Raw genomic sequence first — 25,497 nt, 5'->3', positions numbered from 1 at the left:
TTCTCCTGCCGCATTGTTATTTCCAGACGATTGGGGAGGATAAGGGCACATGCGTCTTACGGCCTGATGCGCTAATCGCCCAGCGACTAAGGAAAAAATTCAGCGCGATCATGCAGCACGAAGCTAGCGGCGCGGCTACAAGCATTGGAAATTCCAGCCAGTGATACCAAAACCAGGTGGTGGCATAAGCCAGTGGGATATTCAGCAGCATGCCGAGGGCATAACGCCCAAAAGCGTGTAGTGAGAGCGGCTGTTTGAAGGTGAATGTGCTGTGCAATATATAGCCGATAATAACGGTGATAACGAAAGATAACAGGACGGCTAACCAGAGCGCCGCGTAGAAACGCTCCGCCGCAATCATGATGCCGTTATGTCCGAGGAAGCAAGTGCCAGAGACGCAGAGATAGGCAAAAGAGGTTCGAATATTCATCGTAGCCGCCTTTGTTGAGACAAGAAGGCTGCTGATAAGGGAGAGGCGATGACCTTTCCCCCTTTCATACCGCTGACCCTTTTGTTGATATCTCTGAAACCTGTCGGTTCAGGATATCCAGCAGCAGCTGCAGTACGAATCCGGCCAGCACCATTAACACACCAGCGATACAAACGGTGCTGATGATAAAAACAGCATGTACCGACTGCTCCATTGAACCGCGGGTAAAAAGCCATTGAAAAGCCAAAAGGAGGTCGGCGCAAAAACCCGATATGGCAAGAGCCGATCCGCCGAAAACCAGCCATTCCAGAGGGTGCGATCGCCTCAACCAGCCAATCATCGGACTTTGTGCAACCGGGTGGTAAATGGCGATAGCGACCTTCGCTAGCACGCCTAGCAGAATTGAGATAAGACCAATCAAGGTTGACATGGTCGCCAGGGCCACGAAATGAATACCAAAATAGTAGCCGTTGATTTCGATGGGGCCTGTGGCAAGCAGCGCAAGGCCGATAATTCCGAGCAGCAGCAGCGTCATCCCTGGGGCCAAATATAGCCTATCCGGAGCATGGGCAATGAGAAGGCGCAAGTGCCGCCAGCCATCGCGAAACGAGCGTAAATGAGGCGGGCGGTTGCGTTTGTCCGGATAGAGCTTGATCGGCACTTCACGGATGGTGAGGCCCGCACGATGCGCGTTGATGATCATTTCGGAGGCAAATTCCATTCCGGTCGCGTGGGCAGATATCTTCTGGAATGCCTCGCGGGTAAAGGCCCGCATCCCGCAGTGAAAATCACGAATGGGAGAGTGGTAAAGCAGCCGGGCGATGCCTGAGAGCAGCGGGTTACCCAGATAGCGATGCAGAGGAGGCATGGCTCCTGGTTCTATTCCTCCGGCAAATCGATTGCCCATCACGAAGTCTGCGCCGCTTTCCAGTGCATCGACAAAAATATCAATCTGGCTCCAGTCGTAGGAGTCATCGGCATCGGCCATGATGAGATACTTACCCTTTGCCGCTCTGGCCGCCGCGCTTATTGCTGCACCATAGCCTTTGACGGGCTGGTGGATGACCCGGGCGCCCAGTGATTTTGCAATTTCAACGGATTTGTCCGTTGAACCATTATCCCCCACGATAACTTCACCCTGAATACCTCGACGGTTAAAGGCTGCCATTATTTTATTAATGCAGATGGCAAGCGTCATTTCTTCATTCAGACATGGAATGATTGCTGATATAAATGGGCGTGGAACAGATGAAGCTATGTCTTTGGAGGCTGAAATGGTCAGTTCCGGAATATATTTAAATGGCTCTGATAAAATACTCGAATGGTCCGGCCGATGTAGATTTGCTGTGTGCATAATATTAAGCTCCAATCCATGAGCATGATTCAGAGCCCATCCTAATGAGCCACTCTATTCGCAACTTTAACCAAAAGGCACTCGCACAAAGCCGGTGGGGCTTTAAAGCCCTGCGAAGTACGTATGCGCCCATGTTTAAACTGGCTGCAATAATAATGTCTATTAGGATAGGCTCTAACTATTTAATGGAAGTATTTCTTTTAATTCATACTGTAAATCAATATGCGGAAATATAATCTATCCACTGATATATTATTTAATTGAATGGTATTTATTAATTTCATTCAATTCTTAACTGATATTATATATTTGAAACTGGATTGAATCGTACAGGAGTGGCCGTTATTAAGTCCAGATTTTATTAGTTAAAAACCCTGGCTTTCGGCCAGGGTTTTATCAGTCGTCTGCTTTTGTTACTGCGGCAGAAAATTACAGCGTGATCACGTCGAATTCAACTTCGGTGTTCACGTCAGCGTCGTAATCCACGCCGTCGAGGCCAAAACCGAACAGGTTCAGGAATTCCTGCTTGTAGCCTGCATAATCGGTTTCTTGCGCCAGGTTTTCAGTGGTGATCAGCGGCCACAGGTCGCGGCATGCCTGCTGAATGTCTTCACGCAGTTCCCAGTCATCCATACGGATACGCTGGTTGTCATCAAGCGCCACTTTATCGCCGTACAGGCTGGTGGTCATCAGACGGTTGATCTGCTCGATACAACCTTCATGAATCCCCTGTGCTTTCATCAGCTTGAAGACCATGGAGATGTACAGCGGCATCACTGGAATGGCGGAAGACGCCTGAGTGATAACGGACTTCAGTACCGCAACGTTCGCGGAACCGTTCAGCGGAGCCAGCTGGTTACGCAGTTCGCCTGCAGCGCGATCGAGGTCTTCTTTCGCTTTGCCCAGCGCGCCGTGCCAGTAGATTGGCCAGGTCAGGTCGGTACCGATGTAGGAGTAGGCTACGGTTTTTACGCCTTCAGCCAGCACGCCAGCTTCGCTCAGCGCACCCATCCACAGTTCCCAGTCTTCGCCGCCCATTACGGTAACGGTGTTCTGCACTTCTTCTTCGGTTGCCGGCTCAATGCTGGCGGTGATGATCTGATCTTTGTTGGTATCAATCGCTTTAGAGGTGTAAACCTCGCCGATTGGCTTCAGCGCAGAACGAACGATTTCACCGGTTTTTGGCATTTTACGCACTGGAGAAGCCAGTGAATAAACGACCAGGTCGATCTGACCCAGATCTTCTTTGATCAGCTTGATAACTTCATCGCGGCATTCGTCAGAGAACGCGTCACCGTTGATGCTTTTGGCGTACAGACCTTCACGCTTTGCTGCTTCATCGAAAGCGGCAGAGTTATACCAGCCCGCGGAACCCGGTTTGGTGTCCGTGCCTGGTTTTTCGAAAAATACGCCGATAGTGGCGGCACCGCTGCCAAACGCTGCGGAAATTCTGGATGCAAGGCCGTAACCGGTGGAAGCACCGATCACCAGCACGCGGGAAGGACCGTTCTCGATTTTCCCGTTTTGCTTAACGTACTCGATCTGTTTTTCCACGTTGACTTTACAGCCAGTCGGATGGGTCGTTGTACAGATGAATCCACGAATTTTTGGTTTGATTATCATAATGATGGCTAATTAAGTTTGTATTTTCGCTGTCAAGTGCGCAATGACACCGTCTGTTCTGGCTTGCTTAACGCGATGGTTAACAAGCCCCCCACTACAATGGATCGCGACATTATACAGAAAAGGAGCGCCAATACTGAATCTACCACTGATTTTAGCCGTCAGACTCTGTGTTGGCCGCAAAGCAAAAGGATTCATGTCTGGATACGAACCTTTTTTACGCTGGTCATGGAGAGGCTGTCGTGGTTTGGTATTCGTCGAACGACGAATTTTGCTTACTGATTATGATGCGAATGCTATGGAAAAGGATTTTCAATAATGACTCAACGTTCTGCTCTTTTAGCCTTATTATTTTTTTACTTTTTCTCCCCGCCAACCCTTGCTGTTTCTCTTGATTGTACAAAAGCCAGCACTGACATTGAGCATGCCATCTGCAGTTCATCTGCCCTCGGCGTTTCAAACAACTCTTTAGACCGCAACTTTCAGCGGGCAATCGCTAATTTGCCTGTTATCGAGGGGGATGAGTTACGTAAAGAGCAACTGATGTGGTTAAAAACACGAAATGCCTGCGCAGAAGAGCCAGCGGAGTTATTCCGCTGTCTAATGAAAAGCATTGAGGAGCGAAGTCGTGAACTCGCGCTTATTCATATTGCGGGAGCCACTTCTTTAGACAATGTCATCCGTTCTATTCCCTTTACTCCTGCGAGTGCGGCGCAAACGCTACGAAAATATCATTCATCGCTAGCATCGGCCTGGCTGGTTTATCTCTATCAATTCGAACCAGACAGCGGGGTGACTTCTGACGAGGCCATTCAGTACCAAAAGCATGCTCTTGATGAGGTGATAGGTCGTCACATAACCGATGTACCCGCCATAGATACGACGTCTACTCTTGATTTGTTGCGGAGAGGCATTGAAGCGGCTAGCTACGAGAAAGAATCCACTGGTGGCACGCAGAGAAAGTATGTGCACTGTTTTGTCTTTGAACGGCATGGAGAGGCAGCCCTTAAGGCTTTTGGCCCTCAACATGCCTCATACAGGGATGCCTTTTCCCCAATATGTTTACCTCAGGGTTCGTTTTTCAAATCATCTGCGTGGGACCAATTGCGCAAAGCTATTAAGCCTGCAGTCGAACGATCTCAATATAGTAAGGGGTCAATTAAATACTCATTTTATGTTTCTTGGGATTTGTTGGATCTGCGTGTGAGTGTACTGCCAAAAAAATACCTGCAGTCTGACCCAGAAAACACTCATCCAGAAAGAGCTGAGCTTATTGCCAGCTATGCTGACCTTGAAAATGATATCCGAACCGGGGATTGGGATGAAAAGTTGTGGCCGCTGGAGGAACGTAAAGCGCTATTGAAAGAGATCCCTCGTGCTCGCAAGGATATGGAGTATTGGCTACAAACAGAGAAAAATTTCTCTACTACAGATGCAAAAAAAGCGGCTGATAAAATCGTCTCTCTCTGGTTAATCCAGCGCGTTCTTTATATTGACGGCCACGACGCCCATCGTGCTCATAAAAGCAGTCATTGAGTAGGCCGGAGTCGGTACAGACACCCCTCATCCGGCTCTACCGATCAGTGCTTCTGGTGAGCAAACTCCGCCATAAACTGCAGGATCAGCGCCATCGACACTGCACCAGGGTCGCAGTGACCAATGGCCCGCTCACCCAGATTTTTCGCCCGCCCAAAGCGGGCAACCATGGCGCTGGTGCCTTCTGCGCCTGCCATGGCTGCCTGTGCGCAGTGGGTGAGCGCATCCGGCAGTGGTAGTGCGATATCTGCTTTGGCCTGTTCGGCGGCGGCGGCCAGTGCATCTACCATTGTTTTATCTCCCGGCTCGGCACCGCCGCGTTGGTGGATGGCCTGCATACCGATCGCCAACCACTCGGCGAGGGTGGCGGCATCCAGCTCAGCGGGGCCTGCCAGACCTTTACCCCCGGCGCGGAAAAGGGTACCGAAAATGGCCCCGGATGCGCCGCCCATGCTGGTCATCAGGCGGGTACCGCTTTGCAACAGGGCATCGCCAATATCGGTGGCGGTAAATTCTGGTGCGGCGAGCAGCGTGTTAAGCGCGGTAAAGCCGCGTTTAATACCGATACCGTGATCGCCATCGCCAATAACCTGGTCAAGCGCGGTCAGCCTCGGTTCGCTGGCGATCATCCCCTCAGAAACGTACTGCAGGCAGGCGATAAATTGTGTGGTGTTCATCTTAGTTTCTCCAGCCGAGGGTGCGGATTGGATGGTCATATAGGCGCTGCATCTCGTCGTCCAACCGCAGCATGCTCAGGGAAAAACCGGACATTTCCAGCGAGGTACAGAAGTGACCGACTTGTACGTCATAGGTCTTGATGCCGCGCGCCGTTAGCGCTATGCCGACTTTGCGGGTGACTACCATTAGCTCGGTGTTGCTTAGTGCGCCGAGGTTGTTGACGCTCACGCATACGCTGTCGCCCTGTGCGAAAGGTAGGTCGTTGCACAGACGTTCAATCATCATCTCGACCAGCTCATCAGACTGCGGCATTGGAATACGGCACAGCCCTGGCTCACCGTGAATGCCAATACCCAGTTCGATTTCGTTATCGGCCAGCGTGAAGTTAAAGGCGTCGGCCTGCGGCAGCGCGCACCCGCTCAATGCGACACCAATGGTGCGGGTGTTACGGTTGGCTTTTTTCGCCAGCGCTTCCAGCTCAGACAAGCCGTAGTGCTCGAACTGAGCCGCGGCACCGGCAAGCTTATATAAAAATGCCAGCCCGCCCACCCCGCGGCGGTCGGACATTCTTTCCGGTGGCGCGGAGGCAATATCATCCGTGGCGCGCACGGTGCGACACTCAATGCCTTCTTCCGCAAGGATTTCAGCCGCGATATCAAAGTTCATGCCGTCGCCGGAGTAGTTGCCGTAGAGGAACAGCACGCCGTTGCCCTGATGAACAGCCCGACTGGCTTCAATGATTTGGTCGGGAGAGGGGGAGGTGAAGACTTCGCCCAGCGCGCAGGCATCGATGCCGCCTTCGCCGACGAACCCGGCAAACGTCGGCTCATGGCCGCTGCCGCCGCCGCTGACGATAACGGTCTGGCCATTCTGTGCCATCGTACGGTAAACCGCGCAGTAGTCTGGCAGGGCGTGGATCTTTCCGCGCCCGGCGTACACCAGCCCTTCCATGATTTCGCTACGAATATTATCGGTGTTGTTGAAGATCTTTTTGGGTTTCAGCATCGTCACTCCCTCTTGTAAGGTCCGGTTTCTTTAGTGACGATTTTACCTGCGGAGCTTGTTTACACCTGGCACCTTTGATACCAATTAATCTCCCGAACCAGGGGCATGACTGGGGGCTGGATGTATCAATGCTATTCTGTGATTTTGCGTTCTAACACAATCTTCCAGAATGCATCCACCAATGGTTCATGTAGCCGCTTTTTCTGCACGCAGACGCCTAGCTCGAACGGGGTCTTCTCATCACTGCGCTCTAAAATCATCACGCGGTTACGCACCGGCTCCGGGCTATTTTCCAGCACGATTTCGGGAATCAGCGCCACGCCACAGCCCAGCGCCACCATCGACACCATCGCCTCGTGGCCGCCCACGGTGGCGTAAATCGACGGGTTGCTGATTTTATGGCGACGGAACCACAGCTCAATGCGGCGGCGCACGGGCCCCTGGTCGGCCATGATAAACGGCACCGTTGACCAGTCAGGCTCATCCACCGAAATCTGGTTGCGTACCGGGCAGGGCAGCGCTGGGGCAATCAGCACCACGGCCAAATTTTCCAGCATGGAAAATGCCACCGCGCCGGGCAGCGTTTCGGGCTTACCGGCAATCGCCAGATCGGCCTCGCCGGTGACGACTTTTTCCATTGCATCGGCCGCGTCGCCGGTGGTTAGCTTGATTTCAACCGACGGATGCTCGGCGCGAAAACGGTCGAGGATTGGCGGTAGGTGGCTGTAGGCGGCGGTGACCGAGCAGAAGATATGCAGCTCACCGGAAAGAGACGGCCCCTGCTGATCGAGGGTATGGCGCAGCTGCTGATACTGTAACAGCGTCTGCTGGGCGAAAACGCGCAGTTCATCACCGGCTTCGGTCAGCGTCACCGTGCGGTTATCGCGGACAAACAGCGGCTGGCCGAGGTCTTCCTCAAGGCGCTGAATCTGGCGTGAAAGCGTGGATGGGCTGACGTGCATCGCCCGCGCGCTGCGGCCAAAATGGCGGCTTTCCGCCAGATGCAGGAACATTTTCAGATCGCGTAAATCCACAGACGAGTCTCCGGTTTTTGACGTTGCATAAATTGCAATATGACGTTGTGAATATATCAATTTCCGCAATAAATTTCCTGTTGTAATGTGGGTTCATTCTCGCTGAAACGCGAACCGAACAATAAGACACACAACATCACGGAGTACACCATCATGGCTAACTACTTTAATACACTGAATCTGCGTCAGCAGCTGGCTCAGCTGGGCAAATGTCGCTTCATGGGCCGCGAAGAATTCGCCGACGGCGCAAGCTACCTTCAGGGTAAAAAAGTGGTCATCGTCGGCTGTGGCGCTCAGGGTCTGAACCAGGGCCTGAACATGCGTGACTCCGGTCTGGATATCTCCTATGCCCTGCGTAAAGAAGCGATCGCTGAGAAACGTGCTTCCTGGCGTAAAGCGACCGAAAACGGCTTCAAAGTCGGTACCTACGAAGAGCTGATCCCGCAGGCTGACCTTGTGGTTAACCTGACGCCAGACAAACAGCACTCCGACGTTGTGCGTTCCGTACAGCCGCTGATGAAAGACGGCGCAGCGCTGGGTTACTCCCACGGTTTCAACATCGTCGAAGTGGGCGAGCAGATCCGTAAAGACATCACCGTTGTGATGGTGGCACCGAAGTGCCCGGGTACCGAAGTGCGTGAAGAATACAAACGCGGTTTCGGTGTTCCAACCCTTATCGCAGTTCACCCGGAAAACGATCCAAAAGGCGAAGGCATGGCGATCGCTAAAGCCTGGGCTGCAGCAACCGGTGGCCACCGTGCTGGCGTACTGGAATCCTCCTTCGTTGCAGAAGTGAAATCTGACCTGATGGGCGAGCAGACTATCCTGTGCGGTATGTTGCAGGCTGGTTCTCTGCTGTGCTTTGACAAGCTGGTGGCTGAAGGCACCGACGCCGCTTACGCAGAAAAACTGATTCAGTTCGGCTGGGAAACCATCACCGAAGCGCTGAAGCAGGGCGGCATCACGCTGATGATGGACCGTCTGTCTAACCCGGCGAAACTGCGCGCTTATGCGCTGTCCGAACAGCTGAAAGAGATCATGGCGCCGCTGTTCCAGAAACACATGGACGACATCATCTCCGGTGAATTCTCCTCCGGCATGATGGCTGACTGGGCTAACGACGATAAGAAACTGCTGACCTGGCGTGAAGAGACCGGTAAAACCGCGTTCGAAACCGCACCGCAGTTTGAAGGCAAAATCGGCGAGCAAGAGTACTTCGATAAAGGCGTTCTGATGATTGCGATGGTGAAAGCGGGCGTTGAGCTGGCGTTCGAAACCATGGTTGATTCTGGCATCATCGAAGAGTCTGCTTACTACGAATCACTGCATGAACTGCCGCTGATCGCGAACACCATCGCGCGTAAGCGTCTGTACGAAATGAACGTGGTTATCTCCGATACCGCAGAATACGGTAACTACCTGTTCTCTTACGCTTGCGTACCGCTGCTGAAAGAGTTCATGACCACTCTGCAGACCGGTGACCTGGGCAAAGCGATTGCCGAAGGTGCGGTAGATAACGCCCAACTGCGCGACGTGAACGAAGCGGTTCGTGGCCACGCTATCGAGCAGGTTGGTAAGAAACTGCGCGGCTACATGACCGATATGAAGCGTATCGCAGTAGCAGGCTAATAAAACCTCGTTATCATCCGGCCCGGTCAGCGCCTCGCGACCGGGCCGTTTTTTTATCTGCGCTTGACGGGATCGCTCAGTCCACTCTCTCATCATCTAAATTCATCTAGTTATCATATTGATAGCTTTTATTCGTACAGATTATTTTTTCTGGGATTGCTCACACTCATCTTATGTAATATTGTAAGTTACATGAAAACAAACAACTCATTCTCAGCGACGCTTCACATCCTGCTTCATCTGGAGCAGATGGACAAACCTCTGACATCCGAACAGATGGCCGCCTTTATCGACGGCAATCCGGCATTCATCCGCAAGCTGCTTGCTGGGCTCAGGGAAAACAACATTGTCTGTGCCACGAAGGGGCACCACGGCGGCTGGCGGCTGTGCCGACCGGTCAGTGAAATCACGCTTTACGATATCTACATGGCGCTCGGCGAACCGGCGCTGTTTGCGCTGGGCAACCGCAGCGAAAACCCGCAGTGCCTGGTGGAACAGGGGGTAAACCGGGTGATGTCAGAGACGCTCGCCGATGCGCAGACGTTGATCCTCGATCGCTTTAAGCGCCTGACACTACAGGATATCGGCAGCGAATTTATTAGCTACTTCAACGACAAAGGCCACGACCATGATTGAAAATTTAACCACCTGCCTGATGATTGCGATGGCGGCGAGCAGTATTTCGATGACGGTGACGCAGACGGAGCTGTTTGCCGCGTTTCGTGAATGGACGACCAAAAAGAACGCGCTGATGGGGCACTTGTTCCACTGCTTCTACTGCCTAAGTCACTGGGTGGTATTTGGCGGGATGGCGGTATATCGCCCGACGCTGTTGAACAGTGGCTTTGCGCTGATTGACTGGGTGATGACGGCATTTATCGTGATTACGATCACCACGCTGATTAACGGCTTGATGTTTAAGGTATTCCAGGCGGCGGTTAGCACCCATGTGATGAAACATAACGCCCAGCAGACGCTGCAATCGCAGAAATAAAAAAACCGGCGTCGCTTTGCTCGGCTACAAACGACCGGTAGCCAGGTCGAGCGAAGCGACGCCGGGATGCACCTTAGTTACGGTACAGCACTTTAATAATGTGGTAACCGAACTGAGTGTGCAGCGGGCCGGTTGGCTCCAGCACTGGACAGGAGAAGACCACCTTATCGAACGCCGGAACCATCTGGCCCTGACGGAATTCACCTAAGTCACCGCCGCGTTTGCCCGATGGGCAGATGGAGTGCTTCTTCGCCAGCTTGCCGAAATCGGCGCCGTTTTTAATCTGTTCCAGAAGATCCAGAGCCAGTTTCTCTTCTTTCACCAGGATATGCACTGCTGCTGCTGTTTTTGCCATGATCGAGCCTTTCTATAAGCGAGTCTGTAAGGCTGGCGATTTTAGCATGGCTTATCGCCGATACAGCACCTTGATGATGTGATAGCCAAATTTGGTTTTAACCGGCCCGAAAGGCTTAAGTAGCGGACAGCTAAAAACGGCGGCGTCGAATGGCCCCACCATCATCCCCTGCTTAAACTCGCCAAGATCGCCACCGTTGCGCCCGGAAGGGCAGCGGGAATAGCGTTTTGCCAGATGATCGAAGCTGATTCCTCGCTCCAGTTTGCTGAGGATCTCCAGCGCCAGTTTTTCTTCTTTTACCAGGATGTGCAGGGCTGCCGCGCTCTTTGCCATAAGGTCACTCTTATCGTTGGTTTGCTACCCAACACTTTACCATTCGGCGGGTAAATCTCAGCCTGACTTTCTGCTACAATCCACACCCCCGTGTTTACAGATTGAGCAATGCCCCTATGCGTTTAAACCCCGGACAACAACAAGCCGTCGAATTTGTCACTGGCCCTTGCCTGGTGTTGGCGGGTGCTGGCTCCGGCAAAACCCGCGTTATCACCAATAAAATTGCGCACCTGATCCACCAGTGTGGTTATCAGGCACGACATATTGCAGCGGTGACCTTTACCAACAAGGCCGCACGCGAGATGAAAGAGCGCGTGGCGCAAACGCTGGGGCGCAAAGAAGCGCGTGGGCTGATGATCTCCACGTTCCACACGCTTGGGCTGGATATCATTAAGCGCGAGTATGCGGCGTTGGGGATGAAGTCGAACTTTTCCTTGTTCGACGATACCGATCAAACTGCGCTGCTTAAAGATCTGACCGAAGGGCTTATCGAAGACGATAAGGTGCTCTTCCAGCAGCTGATCTCGACGATCTCCAACTGGAAAAACGATCTAAAAACCCCGGCGCAGGCAGCGGCCAGTGCGAAGGGTGAGCGCGATCGTATTTTTGCCCACTGCTACAGCCTGTACGACGCGCACATGAAAGCGTGTAACGTGCTGGACTTTGACGACCTGATCCTGCTGCCGACGCTGCTGCTGCAACGTAATGAAGAGGTGCGTGAGCGCTGGCAGAACAAGATTCGCTATCTGCTGGTGGATGAATATCAGGACACCAACACCAGCCAGTACGAGTTGGTGAAGCTGCTGGTGGGGCAGCGTGCGCGGTTTACCGTGGTGGGCGACGACGATCAGTCAATCTACTCCTGGCGCGGTGCGCGTCCGCAAAACCTGGTCTTACTGAGCCAGGACTTCCCGGCGCTGCAGGTGATTAAGCTGGAGCAGAACTACCGTTCCTCCGGGCGCATTCTTAAAGCGGCAAACATTCTGATCGCCAATAACCCGCATGTGTTTGAAAAACGTCTGTTCTCCGAACTGGGCTACGGCCCGGAGCTTAAAGTGCTGAGCGCCAACCACGAAGAGCACGAGGCGGAGCGCGTCACCGGCGAGCTTATCGCCCATCACTTCGTCAATAAGACGCAGTACAAGGACTACGCCATTCTCTATCGCGGCAACCACCAGTCGCGGGTGTTTGAAAAATTCCTGATGCAGAACCGCATCCCGTACAAAATTTCTGGCGGCACGTCGTTCTTCTCCCGCCCGGAGATTAAAGACCTGCTGGCCTATCTGCGCGTGCTGAGCAACCCGGACGACGACAGCGCATTCCTGCGTATCGTCAACACGCCGAAGCGTGAGATTGGTTCGGCAACGCTGCAAAAGCTCGGTGAGTGGGCGATGACCCGCAACAAAAGCCTGTTTACCGCCAGCTTTGATATGGGGTTGAGCCAGACGCTAACCGGGCGTGGCTATGAATCTCTCACTCGCTTTACCCAGTGGCTGGGCGAAATCCAGCGTCTGGCGGAGCGCGAGCCGATTGCCGCCGTACGCGATCTGATTCACGGCATCGACTATGAGTCCTGGCTGTTTGAAACCTCGCCGAGCCCGAAAGCCGCCGAAATGCGTATGAAAAACGTCAATACGCTGTTTAGCTGGATGACGGAAATGCTGGAAGGTAGCGAGCTGGAAGAGCCGATGACGCTGACTCAGGTGGTGACTCGCTTTACCCTGCGCGACATGATGGAGCGCGGTGAAAGTGAAGAGGAACTGGATCAGGTTCAGCTGATGACGCTGCATGCCTCGAAAGGGCTGGAGTTCCCGTACGTCTTCCTCGTGGGCATGGAAGAAGGGCTGCTTCCGCACCAGAGCAGCATTGATGAGGATAACGTCGATGAGGAGCGTCGTCTGGCCTACGTGGGCATCACCCGCGCGCAGAAAGAGCTGATTTTCACTCTTTGCAAAGAACGCCGCCAGTATGGCGAGTTGGTACGCCCTGAACCGAGCCGCTTCCTGCTGGAGCTACCGCAGGACGATGTGATGTGGGAGCAGGAGCGAAAAGTGATTACGCCCGAAGAGCGCATGCATAAAGGGCAGGCGAACGTCGCCAATATTCGTGAAATGCTGGCGAAAGCGAAAAAGGGTTAACCAGTAGCCCGGCCGAGCGAAGCGACGCCGGGAATATGCACAGCACCTTTCCGAAGTCGGTGTTACAAGCTATCCGGTAGCCCGACGCCAGCAACCTGTAACGGCCAGTGGATATAGCTTTGCCACTGGCATTCTTGATCGACCATTTCACGCCCCAGCGGATGCTGTTCCAGCCAACTGTCCGGCAGCGTCAGGGTCAGATTTTCCCCGTCGACGGTCAGCGTAATCGCTGGCAGAAGATCGTCACGACGACGGCTGGCAAAGAGAATCGCCAGACGCAGCAGACGGCAGAGATGCTCCGCGACGCGCGGCGGCACGGCGTTCTGCTGGTGGAGCGTTGGCAGATTGACGGTGTTGGTTTGGTTCAGCAGCAGGGTGGCGAGCAGCTTTTTCTGCGCAGGCGTGAAGCCCGGCAGGTCGAGATTGCGCACCAGATAGGCTGCGTGCTGCGGAGCCTGTTTGAAATCGACGCTGAGGCCAATCTCATGTAATGCGCAGGCACTTAACAGCAGTTCGCTGCTTAATGGCTCCAGATCCCAGCTATCTTTCACCTGTTCGACAAAATTCGCCGCCAGTTGAGACACGCGATTTGCCTGCTCGATATCAACCATAAAGCGACGCTGAATATTACGCAGCGTGCGGCTGCGAATGTCCTCGTCGACCGCCAGATGCAGCATGCCGTAGACCAGCCCTTCGCGCAGAGCGCCGCCGGCCAGGGTCATGCACTGGATATCCAGCTCGGTGAAAATGGCGATAAGAATGGCGAGCCCGCTAGGGAAGACCAGCGCGCGTTCAAGCGTCAGCCCTTCAATTTCCAGTTCTTCCAGACGGCCGCACTGAATGGCGCGCTGTTTTAGCTGCTGAAGCTTGGCGAGGGTAATGCGTTCATCCATCCCCTGCGCCATCATGATTTCTTGCAACGCCTGCACCGTACCAGAGGCACCGACGCAGACTTTCCAGCCGTGGTGACGCAGTTCATCGGCAACGGGCTTAAGCACTTCACGTGCGGCACGTTCCGCTTCGTCGAAGTGTTCCTGGGCCAGGTTACGGTCGGTAAAGTAGCGCTCAAGCCAGGTCACACAGCCCATCGAGAGGCTAAACAGCGAGGTGGTTTGCGCACCGGTGCCGGTGACCAGTTCGGTACTGGCACCACCGATATCGACCACTAAACGACGATCGTCGCCGCCGGTGGTGTGCGCCACGCCCTGATAAATCAGGCGCGCTTCTTCTTCCCCGCGGATAACCTGCACCGGGCAACCGAGGATTTCCTGGGCTTTGGCGATGAACACATCGGCATTAACGGCAAGACGCAGCGTCGCGGTAGCCACGATACGAATTTGCGTTGGGGGAATATCCTGAAGACGTTCGGCAAACAGGCGCAGGCATTGCCAGCCTCGCTCCATTGCTTCCGTCGAAAGAGTGTTGTCGCGGTTAAGTCCGGCGGCCAGACGCACTTTGCGCTTAATGCGCGTCAGCGTCTGGATGCTGCCCGCCACCTCGCGAACAATCAGCATATGAAAACTATTGGAACCGAGATCGATAGCTGCGTATAGCGAGGTGGAAGTGAGCATAACTTATTTAACCTGAACGACGACGATTACGCGGAGCGCCCGAACGACGCGGACCGTTACCCTGACGAACGCGCGTCAGACGCAGCGGCTTCGGCAGCTCGGTTAAGAGCGCATCCGGGTTGTACTTACTCACCGGAATAGAGTGACCGGTGTAGGTCTCGATAGCCGGCAGGTTGAGCGCATACTCTTCGCAAGCCAGGCTGATTGAGTGACCGCTTGCGCCCGCGCGACCGGTACGACCGATACGGTGTACGTAGTCTTCACAGTCGTCCGGCAGGTCATAGTTAAAGACGTGCGTGACGGCAGGGATGTGCAAGCCGCGTGCCGCAACGTCGGTCGCGACCAGGATATCGATATCACCGCGGGTGAAATCTTCCAGAATACGCAGACGTTTTTTCTGCGCCACGTCACCGGTCAGCAGGCCGACGCGATGACCATCGGCAGCCAGATGGCCCCAAATGTCTTCACAGCGGTGCTTGGTGTTGGCGAAGATAATTGCGCGGTCCGGCCACTCTTCTTCCAGCAGCGTTTGCAGCAAACGCATCTTTTCTTCGTTGGAAGGGTAGAAGAGTTCTTCTTTAATACGGTGGCCCGTTTTCTGCTCTGGCTCAACTTCCACGTATTCGGCGTTGTTCATTTGCTCGAACGCCAGTTCACGTACGCGGTAAGAAAGGGTAGCGGAGAACAGCATGTTCAGACGCTGGTTGGCCGCAGGCATACGGCGGAACAGCCAACGGATATCTTTAATAAAGCCCAGATCGTACATACGATCCGCTTCGTCCAGCACCACGACCTGGATCGCGCCCAGGTTGATATGGTTCTGTTTTGCATAGTCAATGAGACGGCCAGTGGTGCCGATCAGAATATCGACGCCGCTTTCCAGCACTTTCAGCTGTTTATCATAGCCGTCACCGCCGTAGGCCAGGCCCAGCTTCAGGCCGGTCGCCTGAGCCAGCGGCTCTGCGTCAGCGTGAATCTGTACTGCCAGCTCACGGGTTGGCGCCATAATTAAGGCGCGCGGTTGATTCACCTGGCGGTCAGCAATTGCCGGGTGAGAAAGAAGATAATGAAACGTCGACGTCAGGAACGCCATCGTTTTCCCGGTACCGGTTTGCGCCTGTCCCGCTACATCACGTCCAGCAAGCGTCAGCGGCAAAGCCAGCGCCTGAATGGGCGTGCAATTATAAAACCCTTTGGTTTCAAGGGCTTCAACCACTTTAGGGTGCAGGGCGAAGTCGGAAAACTTCTGTTCAGTTAAATGTGTTTTGCTCATAGTGTGGTAGAATATCAGCTTACTATTGCATTAAGAAAGCGTATCCGGTGAAATAACGTCAACCTTTGTTGGCGAAGTCAACATCAACACCTCGTTGGTTAATGCTACACCAACACACCAGGCTTATTCCTGTGGAGTTATATATGAGCGATAAAATTATTCACCTGACTGACGACAGTTTTGACACGGACGTACTTAAAGCTGACGGGCTGACACTCGTCGATTTCTGGGCAGAGTGGTGCGGTCCGTGCAAAATGATCGCCCCGATTCTGGATGAAATCGCCGAGGAGTATCAGGGTAAACTGACCGTTGCTAAACTGAACATCGATCAGAACCCAGGTACTGCACCGAAGTACGGTATCCGCGGTATCCCTACGCTGCTGCTGTTCAAAAACGGTGAAGTTGCAGCAACTAAAGTTGGCGCACTGTCTAAAGGCCAACTGAAAGAGTTCCTCGACGCTAATCTGGCGTAAGAGATTCAACGTAAGCGTTCAGGGTTCCTGTGTTCTTAATTTGAGCGGAACTCTGGACGCTTGCCATCAGTCGTGCTAAGTTAACTTTGACTTCGTTTTAAACATACCTTGTTTGAATCTGTTTGACCCAAACCTCCCGTTGTCGTTAACAGCGTCAGAGGTTGAAAAATTCCAGGCTCGTCACTCTTTTCCGTCTTGTCGTTTCAGTTCTGCGTACTCTCCTGTGACCAGGCAGCGAACAGACATGAGTTGATGGCCGTAAACAGGCACGGATGACCCTGCCATACCATTCACAAATTAAGTTCGAGATTTACCCCGAGTTTAAGAACCCACACCATTATGAATCTTACCGAATTAAAGAACACGCCGGTTTCTGAGCTGATCACTCTCGGCGAAAATATGGGTCTGGAAAACCAGGCACGTATGCGCAAGCAGGACATCATTTTCGCCATCCTGAAGCAGCACGCGAAGAGTGGCGAGGATATCTTTGGCGACGGTGTGCTGGAGATACTGCAGGATGGATTTGGTTTCCTCCGCTCCGCAGACAGCTCCTACCTCGCCGGCCCTGATGATATCTACGTTTCCCCTAGCCAAATCCGTCGTTTCAACCTCCGCACTGGTGACACCATTTCAGGTAAGATTCGTCCTCCGAAAGAGGGTGAGCGTTACTTTGCGCTGTTGAAAGTTAACGAGGTTAACTACGATAAGCCGGAAAACTCGCGCAACAAGATCCTGTTCGAGAACTTAACCCCGCTGCACGCAAACTCTCGTCTGCGTATGGAACGTGGTAACGGTTCTACCGAAGACTTAACCGCTCGCGTCCTGGATCTGGCATCGCCAATCGGTCGCGGTCAGCGTGGTCTGATTGTGGCGCCGCCGAAAGCCGGTAAAACCATGCTGCTGCAGAACATCGCGCAGAGCATCGCCTACAACCACCCAGACTGCGTACTGATGGTTCTGCTGATCGACGAACGTCCGGAAGAAGTGACCGAGATGCAGCGTCTGGTTAAAGGTGAAGTGGTTGCTTCTACCTTCGACGAACCCGCATCTCGCCACGTTCAGGTTGCCGAAATGGTTATCGAGAAAGCGAAACGTCTGGTTGAACACAAGAAAGACGTTATCATTCTGCTCGACTCCATCACTCGTCTGGCGCGTGCGTACAACACCGTGGTTCCTGCTTCAGGTAAAGTCCTGACCGGTGGTGTGGACGCCAACGCCCTGCATCGTCCGAAGCGTTTCTTCGGTGCTGCGCGTAACGTGGAAGAGGGTGGTAGCCTGACTATCATCGCGACCGCGCTTATCGATACCGGCTCTAAAATGGATGAAGTTATCTATGAAGAGTTCAAAGGTACCGGCAACATGGAACTGCACCTCTCTCGTAAGATTGCGGAAAAACGCGTCTTCCCGGCTATCGACTACAACCGTTCTGGTACCCGTAAAGAAGAGCTGCTCACTACGCCTGAAGAGCTGCAGAAGATGTGGATCCTGCGCAAAATCATCCATCCAATGGGTGAAATTGACGCGATGGAATTCCTCATCAATAAGCTGGCAATGACCAAAACTAACGACGATTTCTTCGATATGATGAAACGCTCGTAAAATCGGATTTTTGCCGACGAACGCCACACAATTGTGTGGCGTTTTTGTTTTTAGGAGTTTAGGCAATGGGGGTTAACATTTTTTTCACGAATAATTGTGGTTTACAGCTACAATGATAGTTAGTTTGCAAAATCGGTTATAAATCAGGCAAGTTTTCCCAATATTCATCAGGCTTCCTCTTCTGAAGCGCTGCTATCGTGGGTATACTTTCGCTATTAATATTCTCAGCGAGTATAAATTGTGAGTTTACTGACCGTCGGTACTGACTTGATCAGTATTTTCTTGTTCACCACCGTATTTCTCTTTTTTGCCCGTAAAGCGGCTAAAAAGATCGGTTTGGTGGATAAACCTAACTTTCGTAAACGTCACCAGGGGCTTATCCCGCTTGTGGGCGGTATCTCTGTGTATGCTGGGATCTGCCTGACCTTCGCGATTGCTAATTATTATATCCCGTACGCTTTCCTCTACCTTGCTTGTGCCGGTGTACTGGTGCTGGTGGGCGCTCTGGACGACCGTTACGACATCAGCGTCAAAATCCGTGCCACCGTTCAGGCGGTGATAGGCATCGTCATGATGACGGCAGGTCATTTGTATCTGCAAAGTCTGGGCTATCTGTTCGGTTCGTGGGAGCTGGTGCTGGGGCCGTTTGGTTTCTTCCTGACCCTGTTTGCCGTCTGGGGGATGATTAACGCTTTCAATATGGTCGATGGCATCGATGGCCTGCTTGGCGGTCTGTCGTGCGTCAGCTTCGGCGCAATTGGCCTGATTCTGTGGTTTGATGGCCAGACCAGCCTCGCCATGTGGTGCTTCGCGATGATCGCCACTATCCTTCCTTACATCATGCTGAACCTGGGTGTCCTGGGGCGTCGCTATAAAGTCTTTATGGGTGATGCCGGCAGTACGCTGATTGGCTTCACGGTTATCTGGATTCTGCTTGAAACGACTCAGGGTAAACACCACCCGATAAGCCCTGTGACGGCGCTGTGGATTGTCGCCATTCCGCTAATGGATATGGTCGCGATCATGTATCGCCGTTTACGCAAAGGGATGAGCCCGTTCTCTCCTGACCGTCAACATATTCATCATCTGATTATGCGTGCGGGCTTCACTTCTCGTCAGGCGCTGGTACTGATTACGCTCGCCGCCGCATTGCTTGCGGCGATTGGCGTCGCCGCTGAATACACCCGTGTTGTACCTGAATGGGCCATGCTGATACTGTTCCTGCTGGCGTTTGGCCTCTATGGTTACTGCATCAAACGGGCCTGGAAAGTGGCGCGTTTTATTAAACGCATGAAGCGCAGAATGCGCCGAAACAGTGAAAATAATCCAAAATTAACCAAGTAAAACTGGGGTAGTAATGACACAACCATTACCGGAAGCACCGTTGGCAAGTGCTGAGAATGAACTGGATATTCGTGGCCTGTTTCGCGCGTTGTGGTCGGGAAAACATTGGATTATCGGCTGCGCGGTGCTGTTTGCTGCCGTGGTGCTGATTTATACCTTTTTCGCCCGACAGGAGTGGAGCACCACGGCAATCACCGACCGTCCGACTGTGAATATGCTTGGCGGCTACTATTCGCAGCAGCAGTTCCTGCGCAACCTGGACGTAAAGGTTAATCCGACTACCGCCACGCCGCCTTCGGTTATGGATGAAGTCTACAAAGAGTTTGTCATGCAGCTGGCGTCCTGGGATACCCGCCGTGACTTCTGGCTGCAGACGGATTATTACAAGCAGCGGATGGTGGGGAATTCTCGTGCCGATGCCGCACAGCTCGACGATCTGATTAACGACATTCAGTTTATTCCCGGCGATGCCCTGAAAAGCATCAGCGATAGCGTGAAGCTCACAGCGGAAACGGCACCGGATGCGAATAACCTGCTGCGTCAGTATGTTGCCTTCGCCAGCCAGCGCGCCGCAGGGCACCTGAATGATGAACTCAAAGGCGCCTGGGCTGCCCGCACTATTCAGGTAAAAGCTCAGGTGAAACGCCAGGAAGAGGTCGCTCAGGCGATTTTTAACCGCCGTTTGCACAGCATTGAAGCCGCGCTGAAAATCGCGCAGCAGCACAACATCAACCGCAGCGTAACCGATATTCCGGCTGATGAATTGCCGGATTCTGAGCTCTCACTGCTTGGTCGCCCGATGCTGCAAGCGCGTCTGGAAAACCTGCAGGCGGTGGGGCCAACGTTTGACCTTGATTACGATCAGGGGAGGGCTATGCTAACGACCCTTAATGTCGGGCCAACGCTGGCGCCAAGTTTTCAGACATACCGGTATTTGCGTACGCCAGAGGAACCGGTAAAACGCACTAGCCCACGTCGTGTATTCCTGATGGTCATGTGGGGCATTGTCGGCGCATTGGTTGGTGCTGGGGTAGCACTGGCGCGTCGTCGCACGCAGTAAATACCCATCATTTGATGAAGGGCGATGGGCCTGTTTCATCTATAGAAGAGAATCGATGTGAAAGTACTGACTGTATTTGGCACGCGTCCGGAGGCGATCAAAATGGCGCCTCTGGTTCATGCGCTCGCAAAGGATCCTCACTTTGAGGCAAAAGTATGCGTTACCGCACAGCATAGGGAAATGCTTGATCAGGTGCTAAACCTCTTCTCCATCGTTCCGGATTATGACCTCAATATCATGAGTCCAGGGCAGGGGTTAACGGAAATAACCTGCCGGATTCTGCAGGGTTTAAAACCTGTTCTTGAATCTTTCAAACCCGATGTTGTATTGGTGCATGGCGATACGACTACGACGGCCGCCGCAAGCCTGGCGGCGTTCTATCAGCGTATTCCGGTCGGCCACGTGGAAGCGGGCCTGCGCACGGGAGATCTTTACTCGCCGTGGCCGGAAGAGGCCAACCGCACGCTGACCGGACATCTGGCAATGTATCATTTTGCGCCAACCGAAAACTCGCGCCAGAACCTGCTGCGGGAAAATCTCTCCGATAAACGCATTTTTGTCACTGGCAATACGGTCATTGATGCCCTCTTCTGGGTGCGCGATCGGGTGATGAACGATGAGGCGCTGAATACAGACCTCTCCCTACGTTTCCCTTTCCTGAATACCGGGAAGAAGATGATCCTGGTGACAGGGCATCGTCGGGAGAGCTTTGGGCAGGGCTTTGAAAAGATTTGCCACGCGTTGGCGGAAATCGCCGCGTCTAACCCAGATGTACAGATTGTCTATCCGGTGCATCTGAATCCGAACGTCAGTGAACCGGTCAACCGAATTCTGGGCCATGTTGATAACGTCATGCTGATTGAACCGCAGGAGTATTTGCCGTTCGTCTGGTTGATGAACCATGCCTGGCTTATCTTGACCGATTCCGGTGGCATTCAAGAGGAAGCGCCATCGCTTGGCAAACCGGTGTTGGTTATGCGCGAAACCACTGAACGCCCAGAGGCCATCGATGCCGGTACGGTCCGTTTAGTGGGGACGGATAGCCAGCGCATTGTGAATGAAGTTACGCGGCTACTGCGTGACGAAGAAGAATATCAAAGGATGAGCCGGGCCCATAACCCGTATGGGGATGGCCGGGCATGCGAACGTATCTTGTCAGCATTAAAAAATAATCAGGTAACGCTATGAGTTTCTCAACCCTCTCGGTGATCGGTCTGGGCTATATCGGCCTTCCAACTGCAGCAGCATTTGCTTCACGGCAAAAGCAGGTGGTGGGTGTAGACATTAATCAGCACGCGGTCGATACCATCAACCGCGGCGAGATTCATATTGTTGAGCCCGATCTCGACAGGGTAGTGAAAACGGCGGTGGCCGCTGGTTACTTACGCGCAACGACCACGCCGGAAGCCGCAGACGCCTATCTGATTGCTGTGCCAACGCCTTTTAAAGGCGATCACGAGCCGGATATGGTTTACGTTGAGGCCGCGGCGCGCTCGATTGCTCCGGTACTGAAAAAAGGGTCGCTGGTGATCCTCGAATCCACCTCTCCGGTGGGCGCGACCGAGCTGATGGCCGGTTGGCTGGCCGAGATGCGCCCGGACCTGACCTTCCCGCAGCAGGCGGGCGAGCAAGCGGATATCAACATTGCCTACTGCCCGGAGCGCGTGCTGCCGGGGCAGGTGATGGTGGAACTGATTAAAAACGACCGCGTAATTGGCGGAATGACGCCGGTCTGCTCCGCGCGTGCTAGCGAGCTCTATAACATCTTCCTTGAGGGCGAGTGCGTGGTGACTAACGCCCGTACCGCCGAGATGTGCAAGTTGACGGAAAACAGCTTCCGCGATGTGAATATTGCTTTTGCTAACGAGCTGTCGCTTATCTGCGCCGATCAGGGAATTAACGTCTGGGAACTGATTCGCCTCGCGAACCGCCACCCGCGCGTGAATATCCTTCAGCCAGGCCCTGGCGTCGGCGGGCACTGTATCGCCGTCGACCCGTGGTTTATCGTGGCGCAAAACCCGGAGCAGGCGCGTTTGATTCGCACCGCTCGTGAGGTGAACGACCATAAACCGTTCTGGGTTATCGACAACGTGAAGGCCAACGTTGCTGACTGCCTGGCAGCCAGCGATAAACGCGCCAGCGAGCTGAAAATTGCCTGCTTCGGTCTGGCGTTTAAGCCAAACATTGACGACCTGCGCGAAAGCCCGGCGATGGAAATTGCGCAGCTGATTGCCCAATGGCACAGCGGCGAAACCTTGGTGGTGGAACCAAACATTCATCAGCTGCCGAAAAAACTCGACGGCCTGTGCACGCTGGTGTCGCTTGAGACCGCGCTTGCCAGCGCTGACGTGATTGTGATGCTGGTGGATCACGCCCAATTTAAAACTGTTAGCGGTGACGCGATTACCCAGCAGTACGTGGTTGATACAAAAGGAGTCTGGCGTTGAAACGAATTCTGGTAACCGGTGGCGCAGGCTTTATCGGCTCGGCGGTTGTGCGCCATATTATCAACCACACGTCGGACAGCGTGGTGGTGGTGGACAAACTGACCTACGCCGGCAATCTGGCATCGTTGGCGCCAGTGGCGCAGGACTCTCGCTTTGCCTTTGAACAGGTTGATATCTGCGATCGCGCCGCGCTGAACCGCGTATTTGAGCAGTACCGCCCGGATGTGGTGATGCATCTGGCGGCGGAAAGCCACGTTGACCGTTCTATCGACGGCCCGGCGGCGTTTATCGAAACCAATATCGTCGGTACCTACACGCTGCTCGAGGCCGCGCGTGCCTGGTGGTCTGCGCTGGATACCGACGGTAAAGCGGCATTTCGCTTCCATCATATTTCAACCGATGAAGTGTACGGCGACCTGCATTCAGTGGACGATTTCTTCACGGAAACGACCCCTTATGCGCCAAGCAGCCCTTACTCGGCCTCAAAGGCCAGCAGCGACCATCTGGTTCGTGCCTGGCTGCGTACCTACGGCCTGCCGACGCTCATTACCAACTGCTCAAACAACTATGGCCCCTACCATTTCCCTGAAAAGCTGATCCCTCTGACGATCCTCAACGCGCTGGCCGGGAAACCGCTGCCGGTGTACGGCAATGGCCAGCAGATCCGCGATTGGCTCTATGTTGACGATCACGCCCGTGCGCTCTACCTCGTCGCCACCGAAGGCGCTATCGGGGAGACCTACAATATTGGCGGTCATAACGAGCGAAAAAATCTCGATGTGGTTGAGACTATCTGTGCCCTGCTCGAAGAGCTGGTGCCGGAAAAACCGCAGGGCATAGCGCACTATCATGATCTGATTACGTTTGTTGCCGATCGCCCTGGTCACGATTTACGTTACGCCATCGATGCGGCGAAAATTGCCCGCGAACTGGGTTGGACCCCGGAAGAGACTTTTGAAAGCGGCATGCGTAAAACCGTGCAGTGGTACCTCGCCAACGAAAGCTGGTGGAAACAGGTACAGGACGGCAGCTATCAGGGTGAACGTCTGGGTCTGAAGGGTTAATCACCCCGGAGGAGGAACGCAATGAAAGGCATTATTCTTGCTGGCGGGTCGGGCACGCGCCTGCATCCGATCACCCGCGGCGTATCAAAACAGCTGCTACCGATTTACGACAAACCGATGATCTACTACCCGCTGTCGGTGCTGATGCTGGCGGGTATACGTGAAGTTCTGATCATCACCACGCCGGAAGACAAGAGTTATTTCCAGCGTCTACTGGGTGACGGTAGCGAATTTGGTATTTCATTGCAGTATGCCGAACAGCCAAGTCCGGACGGCCTGGCGCAGGCGTTTATCATCGGTGAAACCTTCCTGAACGGCGAGCCGTCGTGCCTGGTACTTGGCGACAATATCTTCTTCGGTCAGGGCTTTAGCCCGAAACTACGCCATGTAGCGGCGCGTACCGAAGGGGCGACGGTGTTTGGCTATCAGGTGATGGACCCGGAACGCTTTGGCGTGGTGGAATTTGACGATAATTTCCACGCGCTCTCGCTGGAAGAAAAACCAAAGCAGCCAAAATCTAACTGGGCGGTCACCGGCCTCTACTTCTACGACAGTAAGGTGGTGGAGTACGCCAAGCGCGTGAAGCCTTCCGAGCGCGGCGAGCTGGAAATCACCTCAATCAACCAGATGTATCTGGACGACGGCAAGCTGACCGTTGAGCTGCTCGGCCGTGGTTTTGCCTGGCTTGATACCGGCACGCACGACAGCCTGATTGAAGCGAGCATGTTCGTGCAGACGGTAGAAAAACGTCAGGGCTTTAAAATTGCCTGCCTGGAAGAGATCGCCTGGCGCAACGGCTGGCTCGACGATGAAGGCGTAAAGCGCGCCGCCGCCGGGCTGTCGAAAACTGGTTACGGCCAGTATCTGCTGGAGCTGCTTCGTGCTCGTCCGCGCCAATATTGACTCCCTGACGTGGGAAAACCAATTCTTCGGCGTGAACAGTGCAATGGTTCGCGTGGCCGACGACGCGCCGCCGCTGACCGCTGAACGATTAGCACAATGGTCTCGGGTACAGGCGAAAATAGCCGCGCATCAGGTGGATTACCTTGATGCGCTTCAGCATCTGGGGTTTCGGCTGGTTGAGGGTGAAGTTGATCTGGCGCTGCCGGTAACCACCGGGGGAACCACTCTGGCGCAGGTTGCCACTGACGATGATATTCCCGCGCTGCGCAGCCTTGCCGCCCAAGCTTTTGCCCAAAGCCGTTTCCGTGCGCCGTGGTATGCGCCAGAGGCGAGCGGCCGTTTCTATGCGCAGTGGATTGAAAACGCGGTGAAAGGCACCTTTGATAACCAGTGCCTGGTATTTCGCGATGAACGCGGGGCTATCCGCGCCTTTGTTTCCCTACGAGAATTAAACGCCTGTGACGCGAGAATCGGCCTACTGGCTGGTCGCGGTGCAGGTGCAGAACTGATGCAGGCGGCGGTATGCTGGGCGCATACCCGCGGCCTTTCGACGCTACGGGTGGCGACGCAAGCCGGCAATACCGCAGCACTTCAACGCTATATTCATAGCGGCGCTAACGTGGTTAGCACCGCGTACTGGCTATACAGGTGACT

24 protein-coding genes and 1 pseudogene are annotated in these 25,497 nt (G+C 53.9%); 15 read left to right on the top strand and 10 right to left on the bottom strand.

The window, feature by feature from the left end; genetic code table 11:
• Positions 1–16 precede the first annotated feature (16 nt).
• The 3 genes from MY052_RS23285 to fabV all read right to left on the bottom strand — a co-directional run bounded on the left by MY052_RS23285 (position 17) and on the right by fabV (position 3,407).
• The gene (locus MY052_RS23285) at positions 17–430 is read right to left on the bottom strand and encodes a GtrA family protein (RefSeq protein WP_248537941.1); all 414 of its coding nucleotides are present in this window, start codon (positions 428–430) and stop codon (positions 17–19) included.
• Between the two features lie 64 nt (positions 431–494).
• A complete protein-coding gene (locus MY052_RS23280) occupies positions 495–1,784 on the bottom strand; it encodes a glycosyltransferase family 2 protein (RefSeq protein ID WP_081918583.1) in 1,290 nt (429 codons plus the stop codon).
• Positions 1,785–2,213: 429 nt separating this feature from the next.
• Positions 2,214–3,407: an enoyl-ACP reductase FabV gene (fabV, locus tag MY052_RS23275; RefSeq protein WP_248537940.1), complete on the bottom strand. Its 1,194-nt coding sequence runs from the start codon at positions 3,405–3,407 to the stop codon at positions 2,214–2,216.
• A gap of 318 nt (positions 3,408–3,725) precedes the next feature.
• Here fabV and MY052_RS23270 point away from each other — a divergent pair, with 318 nt between their 5' ends.
• Positions 3,726–4,943, top strand: a complete 1,218-nt coding sequence (locus tag MY052_RS23270) for a lysozyme inhibitor LprI family protein (RefSeq protein ID WP_248537939.1) — start codon at positions 3,726–3,728, stop codon at positions 4,941–4,943.
• A gap of 44 nt (positions 4,944–4,987) precedes the next feature.
• Here MY052_RS23270 and dhaL read toward each other — a convergent pair whose 3' ends face one another.
• The 3 genes from dhaL to ilvY all read right to left on the bottom strand — a co-directional run bounded on the left by dhaL (position 4,988) and on the right by ilvY (position 7,729).
• Positions 4,988–5,620, bottom strand: coding sequence for a dihydroxyacetone kinase subunit DhaL (gene dhaL, locus MY052_RS23265; protein ID WP_248537938.1), 633 nt, complete (start codon positions 5,618–5,620; stop codon positions 4,988–4,990).
• A gap of 1 nt (position 5,621) precedes the next feature.
• The gene (locus MY052_RS23260) at positions 5,622–6,626 is read right to left on the bottom strand and encodes a dihydroxyacetone kinase subunit DhaK (protein ID WP_035896554.1); all 1,005 of its coding nucleotides are present in this window, start codon (positions 6,624–6,626) and stop codon (positions 5,622–5,624) included.
• A 131-nt stretch (positions 6,627–6,757) separates the two neighbouring features.
• Positions 6,758–7,729, bottom strand: a complete 972-nt coding sequence (ilvY, locus tag MY052_RS23255) for an HTH-type transcriptional activator IlvY (RefSeq protein ID WP_248537937.1) — start codon at positions 7,727–7,729, stop codon at positions 6,758–6,760.
• An 84-nt stretch (positions 7,730–7,813) separates the two neighbouring features.
• Between ilvY and ilvC the strand changes: the two genes are divergently transcribed.
• The 3 genes from ilvC (at position 7,814) to MY052_RS23240 (ending at position 10,283) form a co-directional block, all read left to right on the top strand.
• Positions 7,814–9,289: a ketol-acid reductoisomerase gene (gene ilvC / locus MY052_RS23250; protein ID WP_035896549.1), complete on the top strand. Its 1,476-nt coding sequence runs from the start codon at positions 7,814–7,816 to the stop codon at positions 9,287–9,289.
• A 192-nt stretch (positions 9,290–9,481) separates the two neighbouring features.
• Positions 9,482–9,925, top strand: a complete 444-nt coding sequence (locus MY052_RS23245; protein WP_123651791.1) for an Rrf2 family transcriptional regulator — start codon at positions 9,482–9,484, stop codon at positions 9,923–9,925.
• A complete protein-coding gene (locus MY052_RS23240; RefSeq protein ID WP_123651790.1) occupies positions 9,918–10,283 on the top strand; it encodes a DUF1360 domain-containing protein in 366 nt (121 codons plus the stop codon). Before MY052_RS23245 ends, MY052_RS23240 begins: the two co-directional genes overlap by 8 nt.
• A 73-nt stretch (positions 10,284–10,356) precedes the next feature.
• Here the strand turns inward: MY052_RS23240 and ppiC (MY052_RS23235) are convergent, their stop codons facing one another.
• Positions 10,357–10,638, bottom strand: a complete 282-nt coding sequence (ppiC, locus tag MY052_RS23235) for a peptidylprolyl isomerase PpiC (protein ID WP_003017999.1) — start codon at positions 10,636–10,638, stop codon at positions 10,357–10,359.
• Between the two features lie 51 nt (positions 10,639–10,689).
• Positions 10,690–10,971, bottom strand: a complete 282-nt coding sequence (gene ppiC, locus MY052_RS23230; RefSeq protein WP_035896545.1) for a peptidylprolyl isomerase PpiC — start codon at positions 10,969–10,971, stop codon at positions 10,690–10,692.
• Positions 10,972–11,087: 116 nt separating this feature from the next.
• Between ppiC (MY052_RS23230) and rep the strand changes: the two genes are divergently transcribed.
• Positions 11,088–13,109 carry a DNA helicase Rep gene (rep, locus tag MY052_RS23225; protein ID WP_248537935.1) on the top strand — a complete coding sequence of 674 codons (2,022 nt, stop codon included), beginning with the start codon at positions 11,088–11,090 and terminating at the stop codon, positions 13,107–13,109.
• Positions 13,110–13,171: 62 nt separating this feature from the next.
• On the opposite strand, the gene gppA is transcribed toward rep, so the two are convergent.
• Both gppA and rhlB read right to left on the bottom strand, forming a co-directional pair.
• Positions 13,172–14,680 carry a guanosine-5'-triphosphate,3'-diphosphate diphosphatase gene (gene gppA / locus MY052_RS23220; RefSeq protein WP_035895782.1) on the bottom strand — a complete coding sequence of 503 codons (1,509 nt, stop codon included), beginning with the start codon at positions 14,678–14,680 and terminating at the stop codon, positions 13,172–13,174.
• A 7-nt stretch (positions 14,681–14,687) separates the two neighbouring features.
• Complete coding sequence (gene rhlB / locus MY052_RS23215) at positions 14,688–15,953, bottom strand: ATP-dependent RNA helicase RhlB (protein WP_035895780.1); 1,266 nt, start codon at positions 15,951–15,953, stop codon at positions 14,688–14,690.
• A 143-nt stretch (positions 15,954–16,096) separates the two neighbouring features.
• Here rhlB and trxA point away from each other — a divergent pair, with 143 nt between their 5' ends.
• The 10 genes and pseudogenes from trxA (at position 16,097) to rffC (ending at position 25,495) form a co-directional block, all read left to right on the top strand.
• Entirely contained in the window at positions 16,097–16,426 is a 330-nt protein-coding gene (gene trxA, locus MY052_RS23210; RefSeq protein ID WP_002883224.1) for a thioredoxin TrxA, read from the top strand.
• A 190-nt stretch (positions 16,427–16,616) separates the two neighbouring features.
• Positions 16,617–16,679: pseudogene (locus MY052_RS23205) on the top strand (rho operon leader peptide); the annotation flags it as partial.
• An 86-nt stretch (positions 16,680–16,765) separates the two neighbouring features.
• The gene (gene rho, locus MY052_RS23200) at positions 16,766–18,025 is read left to right on the top strand and encodes a transcription termination factor Rho (RefSeq protein WP_035895778.1); all 1,260 of its coding nucleotides are present in this window, start codon (positions 16,766–16,768) and stop codon (positions 18,023–18,025) included.
• A gap of 240 nt (positions 18,026–18,265) precedes the next feature.
• On the top strand, positions 18,266–19,369 hold the full coding sequence (wecA, locus tag MY052_RS23195) for a UDP-N-acetylglucosamine--undecaprenyl-phosphate N-acetylglucosaminephosphotransferase (protein ID WP_202216809.1): 1,104 nt from the start codon (positions 18,266–18,268) through the stop codon (positions 19,367–19,369).
• A 13-nt stretch (positions 19,370–19,382) separates the two neighbouring features.
• A complete protein-coding gene (gene wzzE / locus MY052_RS23190; RefSeq protein WP_202216808.1) occupies positions 19,383–20,429 on the top strand; it encodes an ECA polysaccharide chain length modulation protein in 1,047 nt (348 codons plus the stop codon).
• A gap of 57 nt (positions 20,430–20,486) precedes the next feature.
• The gene (gene wecB / locus MY052_RS23185) at positions 20,487–21,617 is read left to right on the top strand and encodes a non-hydrolyzing UDP-N-acetylglucosamine 2-epimerase (RefSeq protein WP_248537934.1); all 1,131 of its coding nucleotides are present in this window, start codon (positions 20,487–20,489) and stop codon (positions 21,615–21,617) included.
• The gene (gene wecC, locus MY052_RS23180) at positions 21,614–22,876 is read left to right on the top strand and encodes a UDP-N-acetyl-D-mannosamine dehydrogenase (RefSeq protein ID WP_202216806.1); all 1,263 of its coding nucleotides are present in this window, start codon (positions 21,614–21,616) and stop codon (positions 22,874–22,876) included. The genes wecB and wecC overlap by 4 nt, the downstream gene beginning before the upstream one ends.
• Positions 22,873–23,940: a dTDP-glucose 4,6-dehydratase gene (gene rffG, locus MY052_RS23175; protein WP_123651783.1), complete on the top strand. Its 1,068-nt coding sequence runs from the start codon at positions 22,873–22,875 to the stop codon at positions 23,938–23,940. The genes wecC and rffG overlap by 4 nt, the downstream gene beginning before the upstream one ends.
• A gap of 21 nt (positions 23,941–23,961) precedes the next feature.
• Entirely contained in the window at positions 23,962–24,843 is an 882-nt protein-coding gene (gene rfbA, locus MY052_RS23170) for a glucose-1-phosphate thymidylyltransferase RfbA (RefSeq protein ID WP_035895770.1), read from the top strand.
• Positions 24,821–25,495, top strand: a complete 675-nt coding sequence (rffC, locus tag MY052_RS23165) for a dTDP-4-amino-4,6-dideoxy-D-galactose acyltransferase (protein ID WP_248537933.1) — start codon at positions 24,821–24,823, stop codon at positions 25,493–25,495. Before rfbA ends, rffC begins: the two co-directional genes overlap by 23 nt.
• The last annotated feature ends 2 nt before the right edge of the window (positions 25,496–25,497 follow it).

The organism is Kluyvera ascorbata (assembly GCF_023195735.1).
Lineage (GTDB): Bacteria > Pseudomonadota > Gammaproteobacteria > Enterobacterales > Enterobacteriaceae > Kluyvera > Kluyvera ascorbata.
The sequence above is the reverse complement of the archived record's forward strand: the minus strand, read 5'-3'. Positions and strand labels throughout refer to the sequence as shown.